Origin of the sequence: Acidovorax sp. NPDC077693 (genome assembly GCF_044542805.1) — a bacterium.
In the GTDB taxonomy this organism is placed as follows: Bacteria; Pseudomonadota; Gammaproteobacteria; order Burkholderiales; family Burkholderiaceae_C; genus Acidovorax.
Map to the genome: position 1 here is coordinate 143586 of NZ_JBITVD010000011.1, position 18228 is coordinate 161813.

Consider the following 18228-nt stretch of genomic DNA (forward strand, 5'->3'; position numbering starts at 1 on the left):
GGCAAAGCGCTGTGCAAAGCCTGTCAATTGTACCGCGGAACCCTGTTTTTGCCTATGGCGCGGCGGTGGGGGCTGCAGCACCCGGCACGGGCGCTGCAGCCCGTGCGGCAGCGGGCTGCACACCGCTGCCCGACGGGCCGCCCTGCCCCGCTGGGCCGTCGCGCCCCTGCACCACGATGGCCAGCGTGCGCACCAGGTCCGTCTGGGTGATCACGCCCACAAGGCGTTCGCCGGCGTCCACGATGGGAATGTGGTGGTGGCCACCGTGCGAGAACAGCGGCACCAGGTCCATGGCGTGCTGGTCCGTGCGGGCCACCTGCACGGGGTGCGACATGATCTCGCCCACCGTGCCGGGCTGGTCGCCGCGCCCCATCACCAGCGCACGCAGGCGCCGGCCCAGGCCCTCATGGACTTCGAGGTTGGCCAGCCGCATGAAGTCCGCCACGGTGACGATGCCGGTCACGAGTTGCCGCCCGTCCACCACGGGCAGCGCCTTGATCTGACGGGCACGCATCAGGGCCCAGGCATCCTTGAGCGACACGCCCGCCTCCACCGCGAATGGCGGCTTCGACATGATGTCCGCGCAGCGCACCTCGCCCAGCGTGCGCTGGAACGCTGCCCGCCCGGCGAGGTACAGCAGTCCCTCCAGATCCGCGCGGCTCACGTCCAGCACCTGGTTGTAGTGCGCCAGCGCAGCATCCACGTCGCCTGCAGTAAAAGCACCAGGCGCCACGCTGGCACGCACCGGCGTGCGCTGGGGGTGCGGATAGCTGCGCCCGGTCAGGCTGTTGTAGACCACGCCCGCCACCAGCAGCACGACCACGTTGAACAGGATCGGGAACATGGCCAGATGAACCCCGTCGCCCGCCGTCAGCACCACATACAGCGCCATGGCGCCGCCCGGCGGGTGCAGGCAGCGCAGCGGCACCATGAGCGCCACGGCCAGCCCCACCGCCAGCGCGCCAGCCAGCGCCGGATCGGGCACCAGCATCGAGCACACCCCGCCGACCACGGCCGACAGCGTGCTGCCGCCCAGCACCGGCCAGGGCTGCGCCAGCGGGCTCGACGGCATGCCGAAGACCAGGATGGCACTGGCACCCAGCGAAGCAATCATCCAGGGCCCGTGCGCGATGCCGACGCCCTGCGCCCACCACCGGCTCAGCAGCGCGGTGATGAAAACGCCCATCACGGCACCCACGATGAAGCGCAGCCGCTCGCGCCCGTCGATGCCCAGTGGCGCCGGCCAAAAGTTGCGCAGCCAGCGCCCGATGCGGGCGCGGGACGTGATGGCAGCGGGCTGGGGCTTGGCGGCGGACGATGAAGCGGAACGGGACTCGGAAGAGGACATGGAACAGTCTAAGACGGGGAGCGACACCCTCTCGTCGCGACACAGGAGGCCGCAGGCCCTGCGGGCCTCGCAGGCCTGCAGGGGCCATGGAAAACGGCCCCGCATTGTGCTCCGCTGGGCTGGACAGCGCTCAAGCGGCGGCTCTGCTGCAGCCCCAGGCCGCACGCCGCTCCACCACCGCCCACCGGCCCACCAACCGCACCTGCGCCATCGGTACGGGTAAGCCATAGTTTTCTACAGGAGGGCCTTGGGTTAAATTGCTTTAAGCCTAAACAAAGGAGACCCGCCCCATGACCACCCGCCGACTCGTCATCAGCCGCAGCGCCGCCCTCGTGGGCGCCGCATCCACGGGCCTGTTGCTGCCCTCCATCGTGCGGGCGCAAAGCGGCAAGGTGCGGGTCGGCTTCATGCTGCCGTACACCGGCACCTTTGCGCAACTGGGCGTGGCCATCGAGAACGGTGTGCGCCTGGCCATCGACCAGCAAGGCGGCAAGCTCGGCGGCCGCGAGATCGAATGGTTCAAGGTGGACGACGAGTCCGAGCCCAGCAAGGGCGTGGAAAACGCCAGCAAGCTGGTGCAGCGCGACAAGGTGGATGTGCTGATCGGCACCGTGCACTCGGGCGTGCAGATGGGCATCCAGAAGGTGGCGCGCGACACCGGCGTGCTCAACCTGATTCCCAACGCGGGCGTGCACGCCGCCACCCGCGCGCTGTGCGCACCCAACGTGTTCCGCACTTCGTTCAGCAACTCGCAGCCCACGCTGGCGCTGGGCAAGGCCATGGTCGAAAAGGGCCACAAGAAGGCCGTGTGGATCACCTGGAAGTACGCAGCCGGCGACGAAGCCTTCGAGGGCTTCAAGCAAAGCTACACCGCCGCCGGCGGCACCATCGTGAAGGAACTGGGCCTGCCCTTCCCCAACGTGGAATTCCAGGCACTGCTGACCGAGATCGCCGCGCTCAAGCCTGACGCAGTGGCCTGCTTCTTCGCGGGCGGCGGCGCGGCCAAGTTCATCAAGGACTACGCGGCCGCAGGCCTCAAGGACAAGATCCCGCTGTACGGCTCGGGCTTCCTCACCGAAGGCGTGCTCGATGCGGCGGGCCCCGCGGCCGACGGCATCATCACCACCATGCACTACAGCGATTCGCTGGACACGCCGCGCAACAAGCAGTTCCGACTGGAATACGCCAAGGCCTTCCGCAGCCAGCCCGACGTGTATGCCGTGCAGGGCTACGACACCGGCCTGCTGCTGGTGCAGGGCGCCAATGCCGTGAAGGGTGACCTGTCTGCCAAGCCCGCGGTCATCAAGGCGATGGAAAGCGCCACCATCGACAGCCCGCGCGGCAAGTGGACGATGAGCAAGTCGCACAACCCCGTGCAGGACATCTACCTGCGCCGCGTGGAGAACAAGGAAAACAAGGTGATCGGCGTGGCCGCCAAGGCGCTGGCCGACAGCGGCGCCGGCTGCCGCATGGGCTGAGGTGGGCGGACACGCTGCCCGACGCAGCGGCCCCGCCCTTGTTCTTCGGCACGCTGCGTGCACGACGGCACTGCCTGCGCGCCGGCGTGGCCCATGCGCGCAGGCGCCGAGCCAGGGCGTCTACCTGCCTTGCGCGGGACACACCGCACCATGACACACTTACCCGTGGATGACTCCACCGCGCAGGCCCGCAAGCCGCCCGCCGCACTGCACCCGCCGCCACCCTCACCACGCCCATGGACTTCGCGACCTTTCTGATTCAACTGCTCAACAGCGTGCAGTACGGCCTGCTGCTGTTCATGCTGGCCGCCGGCCTGACGCTGATCTTCGGGATCATGGGCGTGGTCAACCTGGCGCATGGCAGCTTCTACATGCTGGGGGCCTACCTGGGGTATTCGCTGTCGGGCTACTTCGGCAGCCTCACGCTGGCCATCCTGGGCGGGGCGGTGCTGGCAGTGGTGTTCGGCCTGGCGCTGGAGTGGCTGCTGTTCCGGCACTTCTACCACCGCGACCACCTCGACCAGGTGCTGCTGACCTTTGGCCTCATCTACATCTTCGAAGAGCTGCGCTCCATCCTGTGGGGCGACGACGTGCACGGCGTGGCCATCCCGAAGATGCTGGAGTGGTCCATACCGCTCACGGACACGCTGTCCTACCCGGTGTACCGGCTGTTCATCTCCGGCGTCTGCATCGTGCTGGCACTGGGCCTGTACCTGCTGATCTCCAGGACCCGGCTGGGCATGAAGATCCGCGCAGGGGCCTTCAACCGCGACATGGCGGAGTCGCTGGGCGTGAACATCAAGCTCATCCATGCCGTCGTGTTCGCGATCGGCGTGGGCCTGGCCGCCGTTGCGGGCATGGTGGCAGCGCCCATCTCCAGCGTCTACCCCAACATGGGCTCGTCGGTGCTGATCATGTGCTTTGTGGTGGTGGTGATCGGCGGCATCGGGTCGGTGCGCGGCGCGCTGATCGCGGCGCTGCTGGTGGGCCTGGTGGATACGTTCGGCAAGGTGCTGCTGCCCTCGATGGCGGGGATGCTCGTCTACATGCTGATGGCAGCCGTGCTGCTGTGGAAACCTGAAGGTTTGTTCAAACAATGAGCACCCCGCGCTCCAACATCGAAGTGCTGCCCCGCAGCGCGCAGCTCGTCCTGGCCATGGGCCTGGTGGCGCTGCTGGCGTTCCCGTTCGTCGGCAGCGACTTCTACGTGCAGATGGTCACACGCATGCTGATCATGGCCATCTTTGCAATGAGCCTGGACCTGCTGCAGGGCGTGACCGGGCTGGTGTCGCTGGGCCATGCGGCGTACTTCGGCGTGGCCGGGTATGCGCTGGCCTTCCTCACGCCCGCCGACGCCCCGGTGAGCCTGTGGTGGACCCTGCCGCTCGCCGTGGCGGGCGCGGGGCTGGTGGCCCTCGTCATCGGCTTCTTCGTGGTGCGCACCCACGGCATCTACTTCATCATGGTCACCATGGCGTTCGCGCAGATGGTGTTCTACCTGTTCTTCGACAACAAGGTCCTGGGCGGCTCGGACGGCCTGTACATCAACTTCCGGCCCGATGCGTCCATTTTCGGCTGGCTGCCGTTCGACCTGGAAGGCCGCAAGACCTTCTACTACTTCACGCTCGCGCTGGTCGTCATTGTCTATGTGCTGCTGCGCCGCCTGCTGTGGAGCCCGCTGGGCCGGGCGCTGGCGGGCGTGCGCATCAACGAGCACCGCATGCGCGCCATGGGCTTCGGCACGCGGGGCTACAAGCTCACCGCGTTCACCGTGGCCGGCGCCCTGGCGGGGCTGGCGGGCTACCTGTGGGGCGCGCAGACAGGCTATGTGAATCCCGAGCTCATGGGTTTTCACATGAGCGCGCACGCGATCATGATGGTCATCCTGGGCGGCATGGGCAACTTTGCCGGGGCCATCGTGGGCGCGTTTGCTTTCGAGATCCTGCTGCATGTGTTCAAGGACATCACCAAGCACTGGCAGTTGCTGATGGGCAGCTTCATCGTGCTGGTGGTGCTGGCCGCGCCGCGCGGGCTGCTGGGCATGCTGAACTGGCGCCGGGCCAAGGCACAAACCGATGCACCGGAGGGCACGCACCATGGCCGATGACGTGTTGCTGTCTGCCCGCAACCTGACCAAGCGCTTCGGGGGCCTGGCTGCCGTCCACGGCGTGTCGGTGGAGCTGTGGCGGGGCCGCATCCATGCGGTCATCGGCCCCAACGGCGCGGGCAAGTCCACGCTGACCAACCTGCTCTCGGGCGACTTGCCGCCCACCTCGGGCCAGGTGCAGTTGGGCACCACCGACGTGACGGGCTGGGCGCCCGAGCGCATCTCGCGCCAGGGCCTGGGGCGCAGCTACCAGAAGACCAACATCTTCATGCCGCTGACGGTGCACGAGAACGTGCGCCTGGCCGCACAGTCGCGCGACCCGCAGCAGCCCTGGAACCCGCTGCGCTGGTGGCAGGACACGCGCCACGCCGCTATCAATAACAGAGCGCTTCACGCCCGCCTGGAAAGCGCTATGGAGCTGTCGGGCCTGAAAGACCGGCGCACGGCCATCGCAGGCACCATGAGCCACGGCGAGCAGCGCCAGCTAGAGATCGCGATGACCCTGGCCACCGAGCCCCAGGTGCTGCTGCTCGACGAACCGCTGGCCGGCATGGGCGTGGCCGAGGCCGAGCGCATGGTCGGCCTGCTGCAGCGCCTCAAACCCGCGCACGCCATCATGCTGGTGGAGCACGACATGGACGCCGTGTTCGCGCTGGCCGACCGGCTCACCGTGATGGTCAACGGCGAAGTCATCGCCCACGGCACACCCGCCGAGGTGCGCGCCGACGCGGGCGTGCAGGCCGCCTACCTGGGCGAGGACCACTGATGTTGAAACAACACCCCCCTGAGTCGCTTCGCGCCCTCCCCCCGCTCTCGCATTGCTGCGCAATGCGGGCAGGCAGACGCAGCCAGCGCGGCGGGGCGGCCCTTGCGCGGCTGCCCGCGCATGGGCCGCGCCAGTTTGGCGGGCTGCGGGTAGTGCGCCGCGCAATGGGGTCAATGAGATGAGCAACATCCCCTGGATCGACGCCCGCGGCATCCACACGTTCTACGGCCCCAGCCACATCCTGCATGGGGTGGACTTTCGCGTGGGCCGCAGCGAAACCATCGGCCTCATGGGCCGCAACGGCATGGGCAAGAGCACGCTGCTCAAGTCGCTGATGGGCCTGGTGCCGCCGCGCTCGGGCAGCGTCACCGTCGCCGGGCGCGACATGACCGGCCGGCCGCCCTACGAAGTGGCGCGCCTGGGCATCGCCTACGTGCCCGAAGGCCGCGGCATCTTCGGCAACCTGAGCGTGGTGGAGAACCTGCAGATGGCCGCCCGCGCCGGCACGCGCGGCCAGCGCGACTGGACCTACGACCGCGTGCTGGAGACCTTTCCGCGCCTGAAGGAGCGCCTGGGACACGGCGGCCAGCAACTGAGCGGCGGCGAGCAGCAGATGCTCACCATCGGTCGCGCGCTCATGACCAACCCCGACGTGCTCATCCTCGACGAAGCCACCGAAGGGCTGGCCCCGCTGATCGCGCGCGAGATCTGGCGCATCTGCAGCCTCATCAAGGACAGCGGCATCAGCAGCGTGATCGTGGACAAGAACTGGAAACACGTCACGCAGATCACCGACCGCAATGTCATCCTGGTCAAGGGCCAGGTGGTGTTCGAGGGCAGCTCCGACGCGCTGCAGGCGCAACCCGCGCTGCTGGAGCAGTACCTGGGGGTGTAATCGCTGCGCGGAGTGCGGGCGTGTAGCATCCAGCGCTTCGGCCTGCGGCCCCACGCCACAGGCGCACCCACCCCCTCGCCCCACCACTTGCGCTGCCTGCGCTGCCCCATGAGCCCCCTCGCCTTCCTCGCCATCGCCCTTGCCGCCCTGGTGCTGATCAATGCCGCCGCCACGCGGCGAGTGCTGCGGTCCGACGAGTTCTCCCAGCGCAAGGCCCTGCTGGTGATGGGCGTGTGGATCGTGCCGTTCATGGGCGCATTCCTGGCCTTTCACCACCTGCCCGCACCCGCGCAAGCGGCGGCGCGCCGGCAGGCGGCAGCAACGCCAACCACAGCGGCACACGCCACCGTGGCGCCCACCAGCATCGAGCTCGCGGGCAGCGCGCCGTTTGACGTGCTGGCCCACCTGCACACCGTGCCTGGCGGCTTCGTGCAACTGGACTGGCAGGCCGTGGACGAATGGGCCACCCGGCCGGGGGCCGCCGAGCCTGTGGTGACCGAGGCGATCAACCAGGCCCGCCGCGCATGGCTCCTGCACCTGCGCGACGCGCTGGGCGGCCGGGTGCAGCCCCATCCTCACCTGCACGAGAGCGAGGACGTCTACATCCTGTCCGCCCTGGAGCCTGCCGTGGCGCGCGCCACCGCGCAGTTCGTGAGCAAGACCCGCCAGCGCATCCTCAAGGTGCTCGACGGCGTGGCCCACTTCCATGCGGGCGAGAAAAGCGTCGTGCTGGTGCTGGACAGTGAAGACACCTACTACGAATACGTGGCCCAGTTCTACCCGGATGCGGGCGAGTTCGCGTTCAGCGGCGGCATGTTCATCCACCACGGCTGCCCGCACTTCGTGGTGGTGCAGGCCGACCTGGCTGCCATCGAGCCCGTCATCGCCCATGAGCTGACCCACAACGCCCTCTCGTATCTGCGCCTGCCCACCTGGCTGGACGAAGGCCTGGCCGTGAACACCGAGCACCGCCTGGCCGGCGCTGCACGCGGGCAGCAAACGCCCCAGGCCATGCACCAGCGGCACCAGCGCTTCTGGACCGACGAGCGCGTGCAGGAGTTCTGGACGGGCGACTCCTTTCACCGCACGGACGACGGCAACCAGCTGTCCTACGACCTGGCCCGCATCGCCGTGGCGCAGATGGCCGCCGGCGATTGGGCCGCGTTCACCCGGTTTGTGACGACCGCCAGCCGCAGCGATGCCGGGGCGGCAGCGGCGCGCGATGCGCTGGGCGTGGACCTGGGCGAGTACATCGGCACACTGGTACAGGCCGATGAACCCGCCCGCTGGGCGCCCCGCCCCGATGCCTGGCACGCCGCCCATCCCGCGACGGCAGCCGCATCCCTCTCCCACCGACGGGCCCCCGTAGAATGGCCCGCTCCGCTCCATCAAGGAAGTCCATCCCGTGTCTGACCGCCTCGCCGTTCTTCCGCAGTACCTCATTCCCAAGCAAGCATTGACGGCCCTGGCCGGCAAGTTTGCATCGGCGCAGCTCGGGGGCCTGACCACCTCGGTGATCCGCCGCTTCGTGGCGCGCTACAACGTGAACATGGCCGAGGCCGCCAACCCCGACATCACGAGCTATGCGTCGTTCAACGACTTCTTCACGCGGGCCTTGAAGGACGGTGCGCGCCCGCTGGCCGATGCGGACCTGATCTGCCCGGTGGACGGCGCGATCAGCCAGTTCGGGCCCATTGCCAAGGACCAGGTCTTTCAGGCCAAGGGGCATGCGTACTCCACCACGGCGCTGGTCGGCGGCGACGCGGCCCTGGGTGCACGCTTCGAGAACGGCCATTTCGCCACGCTGTACCTGAGCCCGCGCGACTACCACCGCATCCACATGCCGTGCGCGGGCGAACTGACGCGCATGATCCACGTGCCGGGGGAGCTGTTCTCGGTCAACCCGACCACGGCGCGCGGCGTGCCGGGCCTGTTCGCACGCAATGAACGCGTGGTCTGCGTATTCGAATCGGAGCGCGGCCCGTTCGTGCTGGTGCTGGTGGGGGCGACCATCGTGGGCAGCATGGCCACGGTGTGGCATGGGCAGGTGAACCCGCCGCGCCCCGGCCATCTGCGCCAGTGGGACTACCCGGCCGGCCAGGTGAGCCTGCAAAAGGGCCAGGAGATGGGCCGCTTCCTGCTCGGCTCCACGGTGGTGATGCTGTTCCCGCAAGGGCCGCTGCACTTCAACCCGCAGTGGGCGCCGGCGCGGCCCATTCAGCTGGGCGAAGCGATGGGGCAGCGCGCCATCGCCTGACCCGCACACGCAGTGCAGTGACCGTGTCCCACCAGGGCACGGTACGGCGCGCACATCACATCAATCGGGAACGCGGCTGAGCTGAAAGGCGCTGGGTGCCAGCCGCAAGGTGTCGGGATGCACCGGTGACTCGTGCCCCACCAGGTGCACCATGAGCCCGCCCCGCCGCACCACCACGTGGCTCACCGTCTCGCGGGTCGCGCCGATGTGGACGATCGCGCCGGGTTTGAACAAGGGCATGTAGTAGTAAGCCGCAGACTCCATCAGGATGCGGCTCCTTCCGCAGCGGTGGCCAGGTGGCGCACCGGACGGCCCAGGCCGGGCCGTTCAGCCCATACTAGCACCGATAGCCCGTGCGCAGGCCCAGTGCCAAGGTAAAGCTGGCCACGTTTCAGCGCCCTGCTTGACCCTGCGCAAACGCCAGCGCCGCCTGCAGCATGCGCTGCAGGTGCGGCTGCACGCCGGCCGCCACGTCGGGCAGGTAGTCGAATGGCAGGGCCTCCTGCATGTAGCTGCACTGCGTCATCTCCAGTTGCACTGCGTGGATGTTGCGCTCGGGCTGGCCGTAGTGCCGCGTGATGTGGCCGCCCTTGAAGCGGCCGTTGAGCACACCGGTGTAGCCCGTGGCGGCCTTGGCGATGTCCAGCAACTCGGCGGCCAGCGCCGGGTCACAGCTGGCGCCCTCGGCGGTGCCCAGGTTCAGGTCGGGCAGCTTGCCGTCGAAGAACCGCGGCAGCACCGAGCGGATGGAGTGGGCGTCCCACAGCACCGCCACGCCGTGTTGCGCACGAATGCGGTCGAGCTCGGCGCGCAGCTGCGCGTGGTACGGCGCCCAGACGGCATCGCGGCGCGCTGCCACTTCGGCGTCATCGGGCACGTCGCCATGCGCGTAGATGGGCGTGTCGTCGAAGGTGTCCACCGGGCACAGGCCCGTGACGCTCTGGCCGGGGTACAGGCTCGCGCCGTCCGGCGGACGGTTCAGGTCCACCACGTAGCGCGAGTGCGTGGCCACCAGGATGGACGCGCCCATGTCTTTAGCGAAGGCGTACAGGCGCTCCATGTGCCAGTCGGTGTCGGGCACCTGGCGGGCTTCGTCGGTAAAACGCGCGGCCAGTTCGGGCGGCACGTAGGTGCCTGCGTGGGGCATGGAGACCAGCAAGGGCTGGGTGCCTTGGTGGAACAGGAAGGGTGGCGGTGGTGTGGTGGTGGTCATGGTGTGGAGTGCGGTGGTTGCGGTGAGGTCGATAAGTGTTGTGGCGAGCACCCTGGCTTCGACAAGCTCAGCCCGAACGGTGGGGGGAGAGATGCCGAACGTGACTACCCTGGCTTCGACAGGCTCAGCCCGAACGGCCTGAAATCATCGACAGTGCATCCCATCTCAGGCGTTCGTTGCAATGGTGGCGGACCGGGCGGCCACAAACGCGTGAGCCGCGGCTTCATGCAGCGCATGGCGGCCTTGCGCGACGCGCTGCACGCCCGCCACCCACAGGCTGTCGATGGCCGAGGTGCGGTGGCTGCCGAACACGTGCGCCGAGAGCATGCTGTGCGCGGGCAGGTCGCGCAGCGCCACGTGCTGTGCGTCCAGCACCACCAGGTCGGCCTGCTGGCCCGCTGCCAGTCCTGCAACGGCGCGGCCCGCGGCCTGCGCACCGCCGGCCACGGCCTGCAGGGTCATGGCCGTGGCCACCTCGGCCTGGGTGCTGCTGGCCAGCACGTTGCGCTGGCGGCGCGACAGGCGCTGGCCGTACTCCAGCATCAGCAGCTCTTCGGCCGCGTTCACGCACGCATGGCTGTCCGATCCGACGCCCCAGCGGCCGCCGTGTTTCAGCCACAGTGGCATGTCGAAGATGCCATCGCCCAGGTTGGCTTCGGTGGTGGGGCAGATGCCGGCCACGGCGCCGGTGCGCGCGGCGGCGGCGTATTCGTCCGGCGTCATGTGGGTGGCGTGCACCAGGCACCAGCGTGCGTCCACCGTGGCGTGGTCGAGCAGCCACTGCACCGGGCGCTGGCCGCTCCAGGCGATGCAGTCGTCCACCTCCTGCGTCTGCTCGGCGATGTGGATGTGGATGGGCGCATGCGGGTTCAGGGCGGTGAGGCCCTGCACGGCGGCACGCAGGCTGTCGGGCGGCACGGCGCGCAGCGAGTGCGGCGCCAGGCCCAGAGCGGCCCCTTGCGCTTGCGCAGCGGGCGCCAGGCGCTCCAACAATGAGAGCATGCTGTCGGTGCTGCGGATGAAACGTGCCTGGTCCGGCCGCGGCGGCTTGGCGCCGAAGCCGCTGGTCTGGTACAGCACCGGCAGCAGCGTGATGCCGATGCCCGTGTGGGCTGCGGCGCGCAGCAGGGCCAGCGACATTTCGGCATCGGTGGCGTACGGCGTGCCGTCCTGGTTGTGGTGCACATAGTGAAACTCGCACACCGAGGTGTAGCCGGCCTCCAGCATCTCCACGTACAGCCAGGTGGCGATGGCCTCCAGCGACTCGGGCGTGATGCGTGCGGCAAAGCGGTACATCAGGTTGCGCCAACTCCAGAAGCTGTCCTGGCTTTCGCCGCGGTACTCCGTGAGGCCGGCGAACGCGCGCTGGAACGCGTGCGAATGCAGGTTGGGCATGCCCGGGACCACCGGGCCCGCAGCCACCGGTGCGCCCGCGGGCGCTGCAGCATCGGCGGCGATGTGGGTGAAGCGCCCTGCCCCGTCCCACTGCAACAGCACGTTGCGCGCCCAGCCGGTGGGCAGCAGCGCGTCGGCGGCGAAAAGGCTGTGCGGTGCGTCAAGCGCCATGGAGTGCCTCCTGGTGCGTGTGGATGCCCAGGCCGTCGGCCGCCACACGCCCCTGCCGCACGATGGTGCAGGCGGGCTTGTGCCCGTACCAGTAGGCCAGCTCGGCCGCGTCGCCCAGCGGCCACAGCACGAAGTGGGCGGGTCGGCCCGCGGCGATGAGGCCGTGCGTGTCCTGCAGGCCCAGCGCGCGGGCGGCATGCGTGGTGATGCCGGCCAGGGCCTCGGGCACCGTCAGGCGAAACAGTGTGCACGCCATGTTGGCCATGAGCAGCAGGCTGAGCGCGGGGGATGTGCCGGGGTTGTGGTCGGTGGACACGGCCATGGGCACGCCGGCTTCGCGCAGCTGCGCGATGGGCGGCAGGTGCGTGTCGCGCAGCGTGTAGTAGGCGCCGGGCAGCAGCACGGCCACGGTGCCGGCGGCCTTCATGGCCGCGATGCCGTCTTGCGACAGGTGCTCGATGTGGTCGCACGACAGCGCCCCATAGCGCGCGGCCAGGGCCGCGCCACCCATGTCGGAGAGTTGCTCGGCATGCAGCTTGACAGGAATGCCGAGCTTTTGCGCAGCCTGAAACACCTGCTCCGTTTCGGCCAGCGTGAAGGCGATGCGTTCGCAGAACACGTCCACCGCATCGACCAGGCCTTCGGCCGCGAGCGCGGGCAGCATCTCATTGCAGACCAGGTCGGTGTAGTCCTGGCTACGGCCGGCGTATTCGGGCGGCAGCGCATGCGCGCCGAGGAAAGTGGTGCGCACCGTGACGCCGAAGGCTGTGCCCAGGCGGCGGGCCACGCGCAGTTGCTTGCGCTCGTGCTCCAGCGCCAGGCCGTAGCCGGACTTGATCTCGATGGCGCAGACGCCTTCGTCGAGCAGGGCTTGCAGGCGGGGAGCTGCGAGGGCAAAGAGTTCGTCCTCGGACGCCTCGCGCGTGGCCTTGACGGACGACACGATGCCGCCGCCGGCCTGGGCCACTTCTTCGTACGTGGCGCCCGCCAGCCGCATGGCGAATTCGTTGGCCCGCTGGCCGCCATAGACGAGGTGGGTGTGGCAGTCCACCAAGCCGGGCGTGGCCAGGGCGCCGCGGGCATCGTGGCGGCGGAGGTCGGCGTAGGCGGCAGGCAGCGCGGTGGCGGGGCCGACCCAGCGCACCGTGCCGCCTCGCACCACCACGCAGGCCGGCTCTCCAGGCGGCAGCGGTGCATCGAATACGGTGAGTTCGGGCACCGGGCGCAGGTGGTGCCAGATGCCGTCGGCGCTGGGGGGTATGGGCTGGGTCATGTTTACTATGTTTTTGATAGCTGGTAGCGCTTGACTGACAAGCGGTAGGGGCTGATTTGAATCAATTTTTGGGATTGCGGGGCCTGGATGGCTGGTCGTTGGCAAGGTGGGCCATGAAGAGGACGTGTGTTGCGGGCAGCGTGCCTGTTCGCCCCCTCTCCCCAGCCCTCTCCCGCGAGGGGAGAGGGAGTGAATACCGGCTCATGCTCGCGCGCTGCCCGGCGCTCTGCCCCCCCTCGCCCCTTGCGGGAGAGGGGCTGGGGGAGAGGGGGCCGTACCGCAGGCACGGTGCCTGACTCACCCGTCACCCCCGCACTCCTCCACCCAAGGAAGGATTGCCCCCGCCAACGTCTTCGAGCGCTATCCAGGCCAGAACCGGCTCCGGGCCGTCATCAAGCACAGGCTTTACGCCCTTGCCCTGCCCTCCAGTCCACCAAAAGCCCTGCCCCGCCTGCAGCACGCGCGGACCCTGCCAGCGGCCCTGCAGCACCATGCACAACCCAGCCGTTGCAGGTGGTGGTGGCGCTTCGCGCAGCACCTGCAAAGAGCCGCTCCACACGCCCCTGCGCAGCATCAGGTTGAAGTCTTTCGACGTGCCGCCGAGCATGGCTCCGTCCACCGCGTCATCGCCAGAGAAGGCGAACGGCTGCCAGCGCTGGTCCAGCGACTGCTCCCAGCCAGGGCTGCGCAGGTGCAGGCCGTCCCCGCCCAGCAGCATGATCTGGCGGTCGATGCCCGGGAAGACCGAAAACGGCCCGGGCCGGTCGACCGTGGCCAGGCTCACGCGCCACTCGAAGCTGTTCATGTCCGCGCCGGGCGGCCAGCAGGCCAGCTCTTGCGTGCTGCCTCCGCCGTTCTTCCACGGGGTGCTGGGAATGGTTGCGAGGTCAAAGAAGTTCATGGGAAGAGATTGTGGAGGTGGTGGTTGCCGGTGGACCTTGGCTTCGACAGGCTCAGCCCGAACGGACGAGGGCCTGCACGGCCCCCGCACATTCCCTCACTTCACCATCGGCAGCTTCAGCCCCTGCTTCCTGGCCGTCTCCACCGCCAGTTCATAGCCAGCGTCCGCATGCCGCATCACGCCGCTGCCGCAGTCGTTGACCAGCACGCGCGCCAGGCGCTCGGCTGCGGCGTCGGTGCCGTCGGCCACGATGACCATGCCCGAGTGCTGCGAGTAGCCCATGCCCACGCCGCCGCCGTGGTGCAGGCTGACCCAGGTGGCGCCGCCCGAGGTGTTGAGCAGCGCGTTGAGCAGCGGCCAGTCGCTCACGGCATCGGTGCCGTCCTTCATGGCCTCGGTCTCGCGGTTGGGGCTGGCCACGCTGCCTGTGTCCAGGTGGTCGCGGCCGATGACAATGGGGGCCTTCAGCTCACCGCTCTTGACCATCTCGTTGAAGGCCAGGCCCGCGATGTGGCGCTCGCCCAGGCCCAGCCAGCAGATGCGTGCGGGCAGGCCCTGGAAGGCGATGCGCTCGCCGGCCATGTCGAGCCAGCGGTGCACATGCTTGTTCTCGGGGAACAGCTCCTTGATCTTGGCGTCGGTCTTGCGGATGTCCTCCGGATCGCCCGACAACGCTACCCAGCGGAACGGGCCCTTGCCTTCGCAGAACAGCGGGCGGATGTAGGCGGGTACGAAGCCGGGGAAGTCGAACGCGTTGACCACGCCTTCGTCGAACGCCACCTGGCGGATGTTGTTGCCGTAGTCCACCGTGGGGATGCCCATGGACTGGAAGTCCAGCATGGCCTGCACGTGCACGGCACACGACCGGGCTGCGGCCTGCTTCAGGGCTTCGTGCTGGGTCACGTCCTGCTGCGCGGCGCGCCACTGCTCCACCGTCCAGCCCGCGGGCAGGTAGCCGTTGACGAGGTCGTGGGCCGAGGTCTGGTCGGTGACCAGGTCGGGCTTCAAGCCGCCGGCCTGGGCACGTTTGACCAGCTCGGGCAGCACGTCGGCCGCGTTGCCCAGCAGGGCGATGGAGATGGCCTCCTTGGCCGCCGTGTGCTGCTGGATCAGCTCGAACGCATGGTCGATGTCGCGCGCCTGCTTGTCCACGTAGCGCGTGCGCAGGCGAAAGTCGATGCTGCTTTGCTGGCACTCGATGTTGAGCGACACCGCGCCTGCGAACGTGGCTGCCAGCGGCTGCGCGCCGCCCATGCCGCCCAGGCCCGCGGTCAGGATCCACTTGCCTTCGAGCGAGCCGCCGTAGTGCTTGCGGCCGGCCTCTGCAAAGGTCTCGTAGGTGCCCTGCACGATGCCTTGCGTGCCGATGTAGATCCAGCTGCCGGCGGTCATCTGGCCGTACATGAACAGGCCCTTCTGGTCCAGCTCGCTGAAGTGCTCCCAGTTGGCCCACTTAGGGACCAGGTTGGAATTGGCCAGCAGCACGCGGGGCGCGTTGGCATGGGTCTTGAACACGCCCACGGGCTTGCCGGACTGGATGAGCAGGGTTTCGTCGTCGTTCAGGTCCTTGAGCGAGGCGAGGATCTGGTCATAGCACTCCCAGTTGCGCGCGGCACGGCCGATGCCGCCGTACACCACCAGGTCTTGCGGGCGCTCGGCCACTTCGGAGTCCAGGTTGTTCTGGATCATGCGGTAGGCCGCTTCGGTGAGCCAGCTCTTGCAGGTGAGCTGGTTGCCGCGCGGTGCGCGGATCACGCGGCTGGCGTCGTGGCGAGGGTCGGTGCTGGGGGTGGAGGAAGCTGCGGCAGCGATGATGGCGTCGTTGGCGTTCATGGTGGGCTCCTGGGAATCGATGGGTGTGAATGGAAGGAAATCAGGCGTGGCTGGGCAGGCACTGCAGCAGCGGCGCAGGCCACGGCGTGTGCATCGCCCACTCGCGCATGGCTTCGATGTCGGTGGCGAGATAGCGGTCTTGCTCCAGGTACGCCACGCGCTGGCGGATGGCGGCGAACTGGTCTTCCACCAGAGGCGATGACTTCAAGGCACGGTCGAACTCCATGCCCTGGGCAGCGGCCATGGCCTCGATGCCCACCATCACCGCCGCATTGCGCACCATGTCACCCAGGCGCCGCGCGCCGTAGGTGGCCATGGAGACATGGTCTTCCTGGTTGGCCGAGGTGGGCAGGCTGGTCACGCTGCTGGGGTTGGCCAGGCACTGGTTCTCGGCCGCCAGCGCGGCGGCGGTGACCTGCGCGATCATGAAGCCCGAGTTCACGCCGCTGTCCAGGATCAGGAAGGCCGGCAGGCCCGAGAGGCCTGGGTCGAGCAGCAGCGACAGGCGGCGCTCGGAGATGGCGCCGATCTCGGCCACGGCCAGCGCGATGATGTCCGCCACGAAGGCCACGGGCTCGGCGTGGAAGTTGCCGCCGGAGATCACGTCCCCGTTGTCGAACACCAGGGGGTTGTCGGAAGCCGCATTCGCCTCGATGGTCAGCACGCGCGCGGCGTGGTGCAGGTTGTCCAGGCACGCGCCCATCACCTGGGGCACGCAACGGATGGAGTAAGGGTCCTGCACGCGGCCGCAGTTCGGGTGCGAGGTGTCGATGGCGCTGCCGTCCAGCAAGGCGCGCACGGTGGCCGCCACGGCGATCTGCCCGGCCTGGCCACGCGCTTCGTGGATGCGTGCGTCAAACGGCTTCACCGAGCCCTTGATGGCCTCGAGCGACAGGCAGCCTGCCACCAGCGCGGCCGCGAACACGCTCTCTGCGCCGAACAGACCGGCCAACGCGAGCGAGGTGGACACCTGCGTGCCGTTGAGCAGCGCCAGCCCTTCCTTGGGGCCCAGCACGAACGGCGCCAGGCCGATGGAGCGCATGGCGTCAGCCCCCGACACCACCGTGCCGTTGACCTTGGCCTGCCCTTCGCCGATCAGCACGCAGGCCAGGTGCGCCAGCGGCGCCAGGTCGCCCGACGCGCCCACCGAGCCCTTGGCCGGGATCACGGGCAGCACGTTGGCATTGGCCATGGCCAGCAGCGCATCCACGATCTCGGGCCGGATGCCGGAGTGCCCGCGCGCCAGGCTGATGGCCTTGGTCGCGAGGATGAGGCGCACCACATCGTCGGCCAGCGCATCGCCCGTGCCCACGCTGTGCGACAGCACCAGATTGCGCTGCAGTTCGGCCAGGCGCTCGTGGGCGATCTTGGTGCTGGCGAGCTTGCCGAAGCCGGTGTTGATGCCATAGACCACCTGGTCTTCGTCCACGATGCGCTGCACCGTGGCCAGCGATGCCTGCATGAGGGCGCGTGCGGACGGGTCGAGCGACAGCTGCACGGGCGCAGCGTAAATGCTGCGCAGCGCGGCCAGGGATACGTGGCCAGGGTGCAGGGTGATGGAGGCCGAAGCGGTTGTTTTTGTCATTGGGGTCATCCTGTATATACAAGTAGGTACAAGCGAAAAATCAGTCAGTCAACGCTGGTCGGTCACTCAGCCCGTTCGCCCTGAGCTTGTCGAAGGGCTGCGGTGTTCGCGCCCTGGCTTCGACAGGCTCAGCCCGATCGGGTTAGGGGTGCGTGGGCTGGGGAGGAACATCGGCATCTCGTTCACCCTGCGACGGGATTGCCGTCCGCCCGGAAGCGGCTGCCCAGGCGGTAGCGGGTGGCGGGGTGCAGGCAGCGCACCACGGTGATCGGCACGCCGCGCGACCAGGTGCGGCGGGTGAGCAGCAGGCAGGGCTCTTGCGGCGACATCTCAAGCAGCGTGGCCTGCTCTGCAGTGGGCATGACGGCGTCGACCACGTGCTCGATCTGGTCGAACGGCACGTTGCGCACCAGGTATTCGGAGGGCTGCAGCAGCGTGAAGTCCTGCGCGGCGAACTGGGGCACCTGGCGGGGGTTCACGTGGCGATCTTCCAGTTGCACGGGCACGCCGTCTTCGCGGTGGATGCACAGCGAATGGAACACCGACTCGCCCGTGCGCAGGTCGAGCGCAGCGGCCACTTCGAGCGTGGCCGAGATGCGCTCCACTGCCAGCACGTCGCAGCGGTAGTCGTGCCCGCGCTGGCGGATCTCGCCGGCGAGGTTGGCGATCTGCAGCAGCGTGGACTGGGGTTTGTCTTCGGCCACGAAGCTGCCCACGCCGGCCACGCGCACGATGCGGCCCTGCTCCACCAGTTCGCGCAGCGCGCGGTTCACCGTCATGCGCGAGATGCCGAACTGGGTGACCAGCTCGTTCTCGGACGGCAGGCGGTCGCCCGCGCGCCAGATGCCTTCCTGGATCTTGCGCGAGATGTGGTCCTTGACCTGCTCGTACAGCGCCATGGCCTGCGCGGGCGCAGCGACGGCCACGACCGCCTTGGCTGCGGCGGCACGGGGCCCGTTGCGCGGAGCCTCTGCGGAACGGCGGGAAGGACGGGCGCTCATAAAGC

Annotated in this window: 16 protein-coding genes; 7 read left to right on the forward strand and 9 right to left on the reverse strand. The window is 68.7% G+C overall.

Features of this window, described 5'->3' with window-relative positions:
- Positions 1-52 precede the first annotated feature (52 nt).
- On the reverse strand, positions 53-1348 hold the full coding sequence (locus tag ACIGHN_RS16965; protein WP_396505264.1) for an HPP family protein: 1296 nt from the start codon (positions 1346-1348) through the stop codon (positions 53-55).
- Between the two features lie 290 nt (positions 1349-1638).
- On the opposite strand from ACIGHN_RS16965, the gene ACIGHN_RS16970 reads away from it, so the two are divergent.
- The 7 genes from ACIGHN_RS16970 to asd all read left to right on the forward strand — a co-directional run bounded on the left by ACIGHN_RS16970 (position 1639) and on the right by asd (position 8851).
- Positions 1639-2826 (forward strand): ABC transporter substrate-binding protein, encoded by a 1188-nt coding sequence (locus ACIGHN_RS16970; RefSeq protein WP_056165384.1) that lies wholly within the window; start codon positions 1639-1641, stop codon positions 2824-2826.
- Between the two features lie 236 nt (positions 2827-3062).
- Entirely contained in the window at positions 3063-3926 is an 864-nt protein-coding gene (locus ACIGHN_RS16975) for a branched-chain amino acid ABC transporter permease (protein ID WP_396505265.1), read from the forward strand.
- Entirely contained in the window at positions 3923-4933 is a 1011-nt protein-coding gene (locus tag ACIGHN_RS16980) for a branched-chain amino acid ABC transporter permease (RefSeq protein ID WP_396505266.1), read from the forward strand. The genes ACIGHN_RS16975 and ACIGHN_RS16980 overlap by 4 nt, the downstream gene beginning before the upstream one ends.
- On the forward strand, positions 4923-5699 hold the full coding sequence (locus ACIGHN_RS16985; protein ID WP_396505267.1) for an ABC transporter ATP-binding protein: 777 nt from the start codon (positions 4923-4925) through the stop codon (positions 5697-5699). The genes ACIGHN_RS16980 and ACIGHN_RS16985 overlap by 11 nt, the downstream gene beginning before the upstream one ends.
- A 178-nt stretch (positions 5700-5877) precedes the next feature.
- Complete coding sequence (locus ACIGHN_RS16990) at positions 5878-6594, forward strand: ABC transporter ATP-binding protein (RefSeq protein WP_056419408.1); 717 nt, start codon at positions 5878-5880, stop codon at positions 6592-6594.
- Positions 6595-6702: 108 nt separating this feature from the next.
- Positions 6703-8007, forward strand: coding sequence for a hypothetical protein (locus ACIGHN_RS16995; RefSeq protein ID WP_396505268.1), 1305 nt, complete (start codon positions 6703-6705; stop codon positions 8005-8007).
- Entirely contained in the window at positions 8000-8851 is an 852-nt protein-coding gene (gene asd, locus ACIGHN_RS17000) for an archaetidylserine decarboxylase (protein ID WP_396505269.1), read from the forward strand. The genes ACIGHN_RS16995 and asd overlap by 8 nt, the downstream gene beginning before the upstream one ends.
- Positions 8852-8911: 60 nt before the next feature.
- On the opposite strand, the gene ACIGHN_RS17005 is transcribed toward asd, so the two are convergent.
- The 8 genes from ACIGHN_RS17005 to hutC all read right to left on the reverse strand — a co-directional run bounded on the left by ACIGHN_RS17005 (position 8912) and on the right by hutC (position 18223).
- The gene (locus ACIGHN_RS17005) at positions 8912-9115 is read right to left on the reverse strand and encodes a hypothetical protein (RefSeq protein ID WP_056419397.1); all 204 of its coding nucleotides are present in this window, start codon (positions 9113-9115) and stop codon (positions 8912-8914) included.
- 127 nt (positions 9116-9242) lie between these two features.
- Positions 9243-10064, reverse strand: coding sequence for an N-formylglutamate deformylase (gene hutG, locus ACIGHN_RS17010; protein ID WP_396505270.1), 822 nt, complete (start codon positions 10062-10064; stop codon positions 9243-9245).
- Positions 10065-10229: 165 nt separating this feature from the next.
- Positions 10230-11630: a formimidoylglutamate deiminase gene (locus tag ACIGHN_RS17015; RefSeq protein WP_396505271.1), complete on the reverse strand. Its 1401-nt coding sequence runs from the start codon at positions 11628-11630 to the stop codon at positions 10230-10232.
- Positions 11620-12903, reverse strand: coding sequence for an imidazolonepropionase (gene hutI, locus ACIGHN_RS17020; protein ID WP_396505272.1), 1284 nt, complete (start codon positions 12901-12903; stop codon positions 11620-11622). Before hutI ends, ACIGHN_RS17015 begins: the two co-directional genes overlap by 11 nt.
- A 304-nt stretch (positions 12904-13207) precedes the next feature.
- On the reverse strand, positions 13208-13804 hold the full coding sequence (locus ACIGHN_RS17025; protein ID WP_396505273.1) for a HutD family protein: 597 nt from the start codon (positions 13802-13804) through the stop codon (positions 13208-13210).
- A 96-nt stretch (positions 13805-13900) separates the two neighbouring features.
- On the reverse strand, positions 13901-15637 hold the full coding sequence (gene hutU / locus ACIGHN_RS17030; protein WP_396505274.1) for a urocanate hydratase: 1737 nt from the start codon (positions 15635-15637) through the stop codon (positions 13901-13903).
- Positions 15638-15677: 40 nt separating this feature from the next.
- Entirely contained in the window at positions 15678-17222 is a 1545-nt protein-coding gene (gene hutH / locus ACIGHN_RS17035; protein ID WP_396505275.1) for a histidine ammonia-lyase, read from the reverse strand.
- 182 nt (positions 17223-17404) lie between these two features.
- Positions 17405-18223, reverse strand: a complete 819-nt coding sequence (gene hutC, locus ACIGHN_RS17040) for a histidine utilization repressor (protein WP_396505276.1) — start codon at positions 18221-18223, stop codon at positions 17405-17407.
- Positions 18224-18228 lie beyond the last annotated feature (5 nt).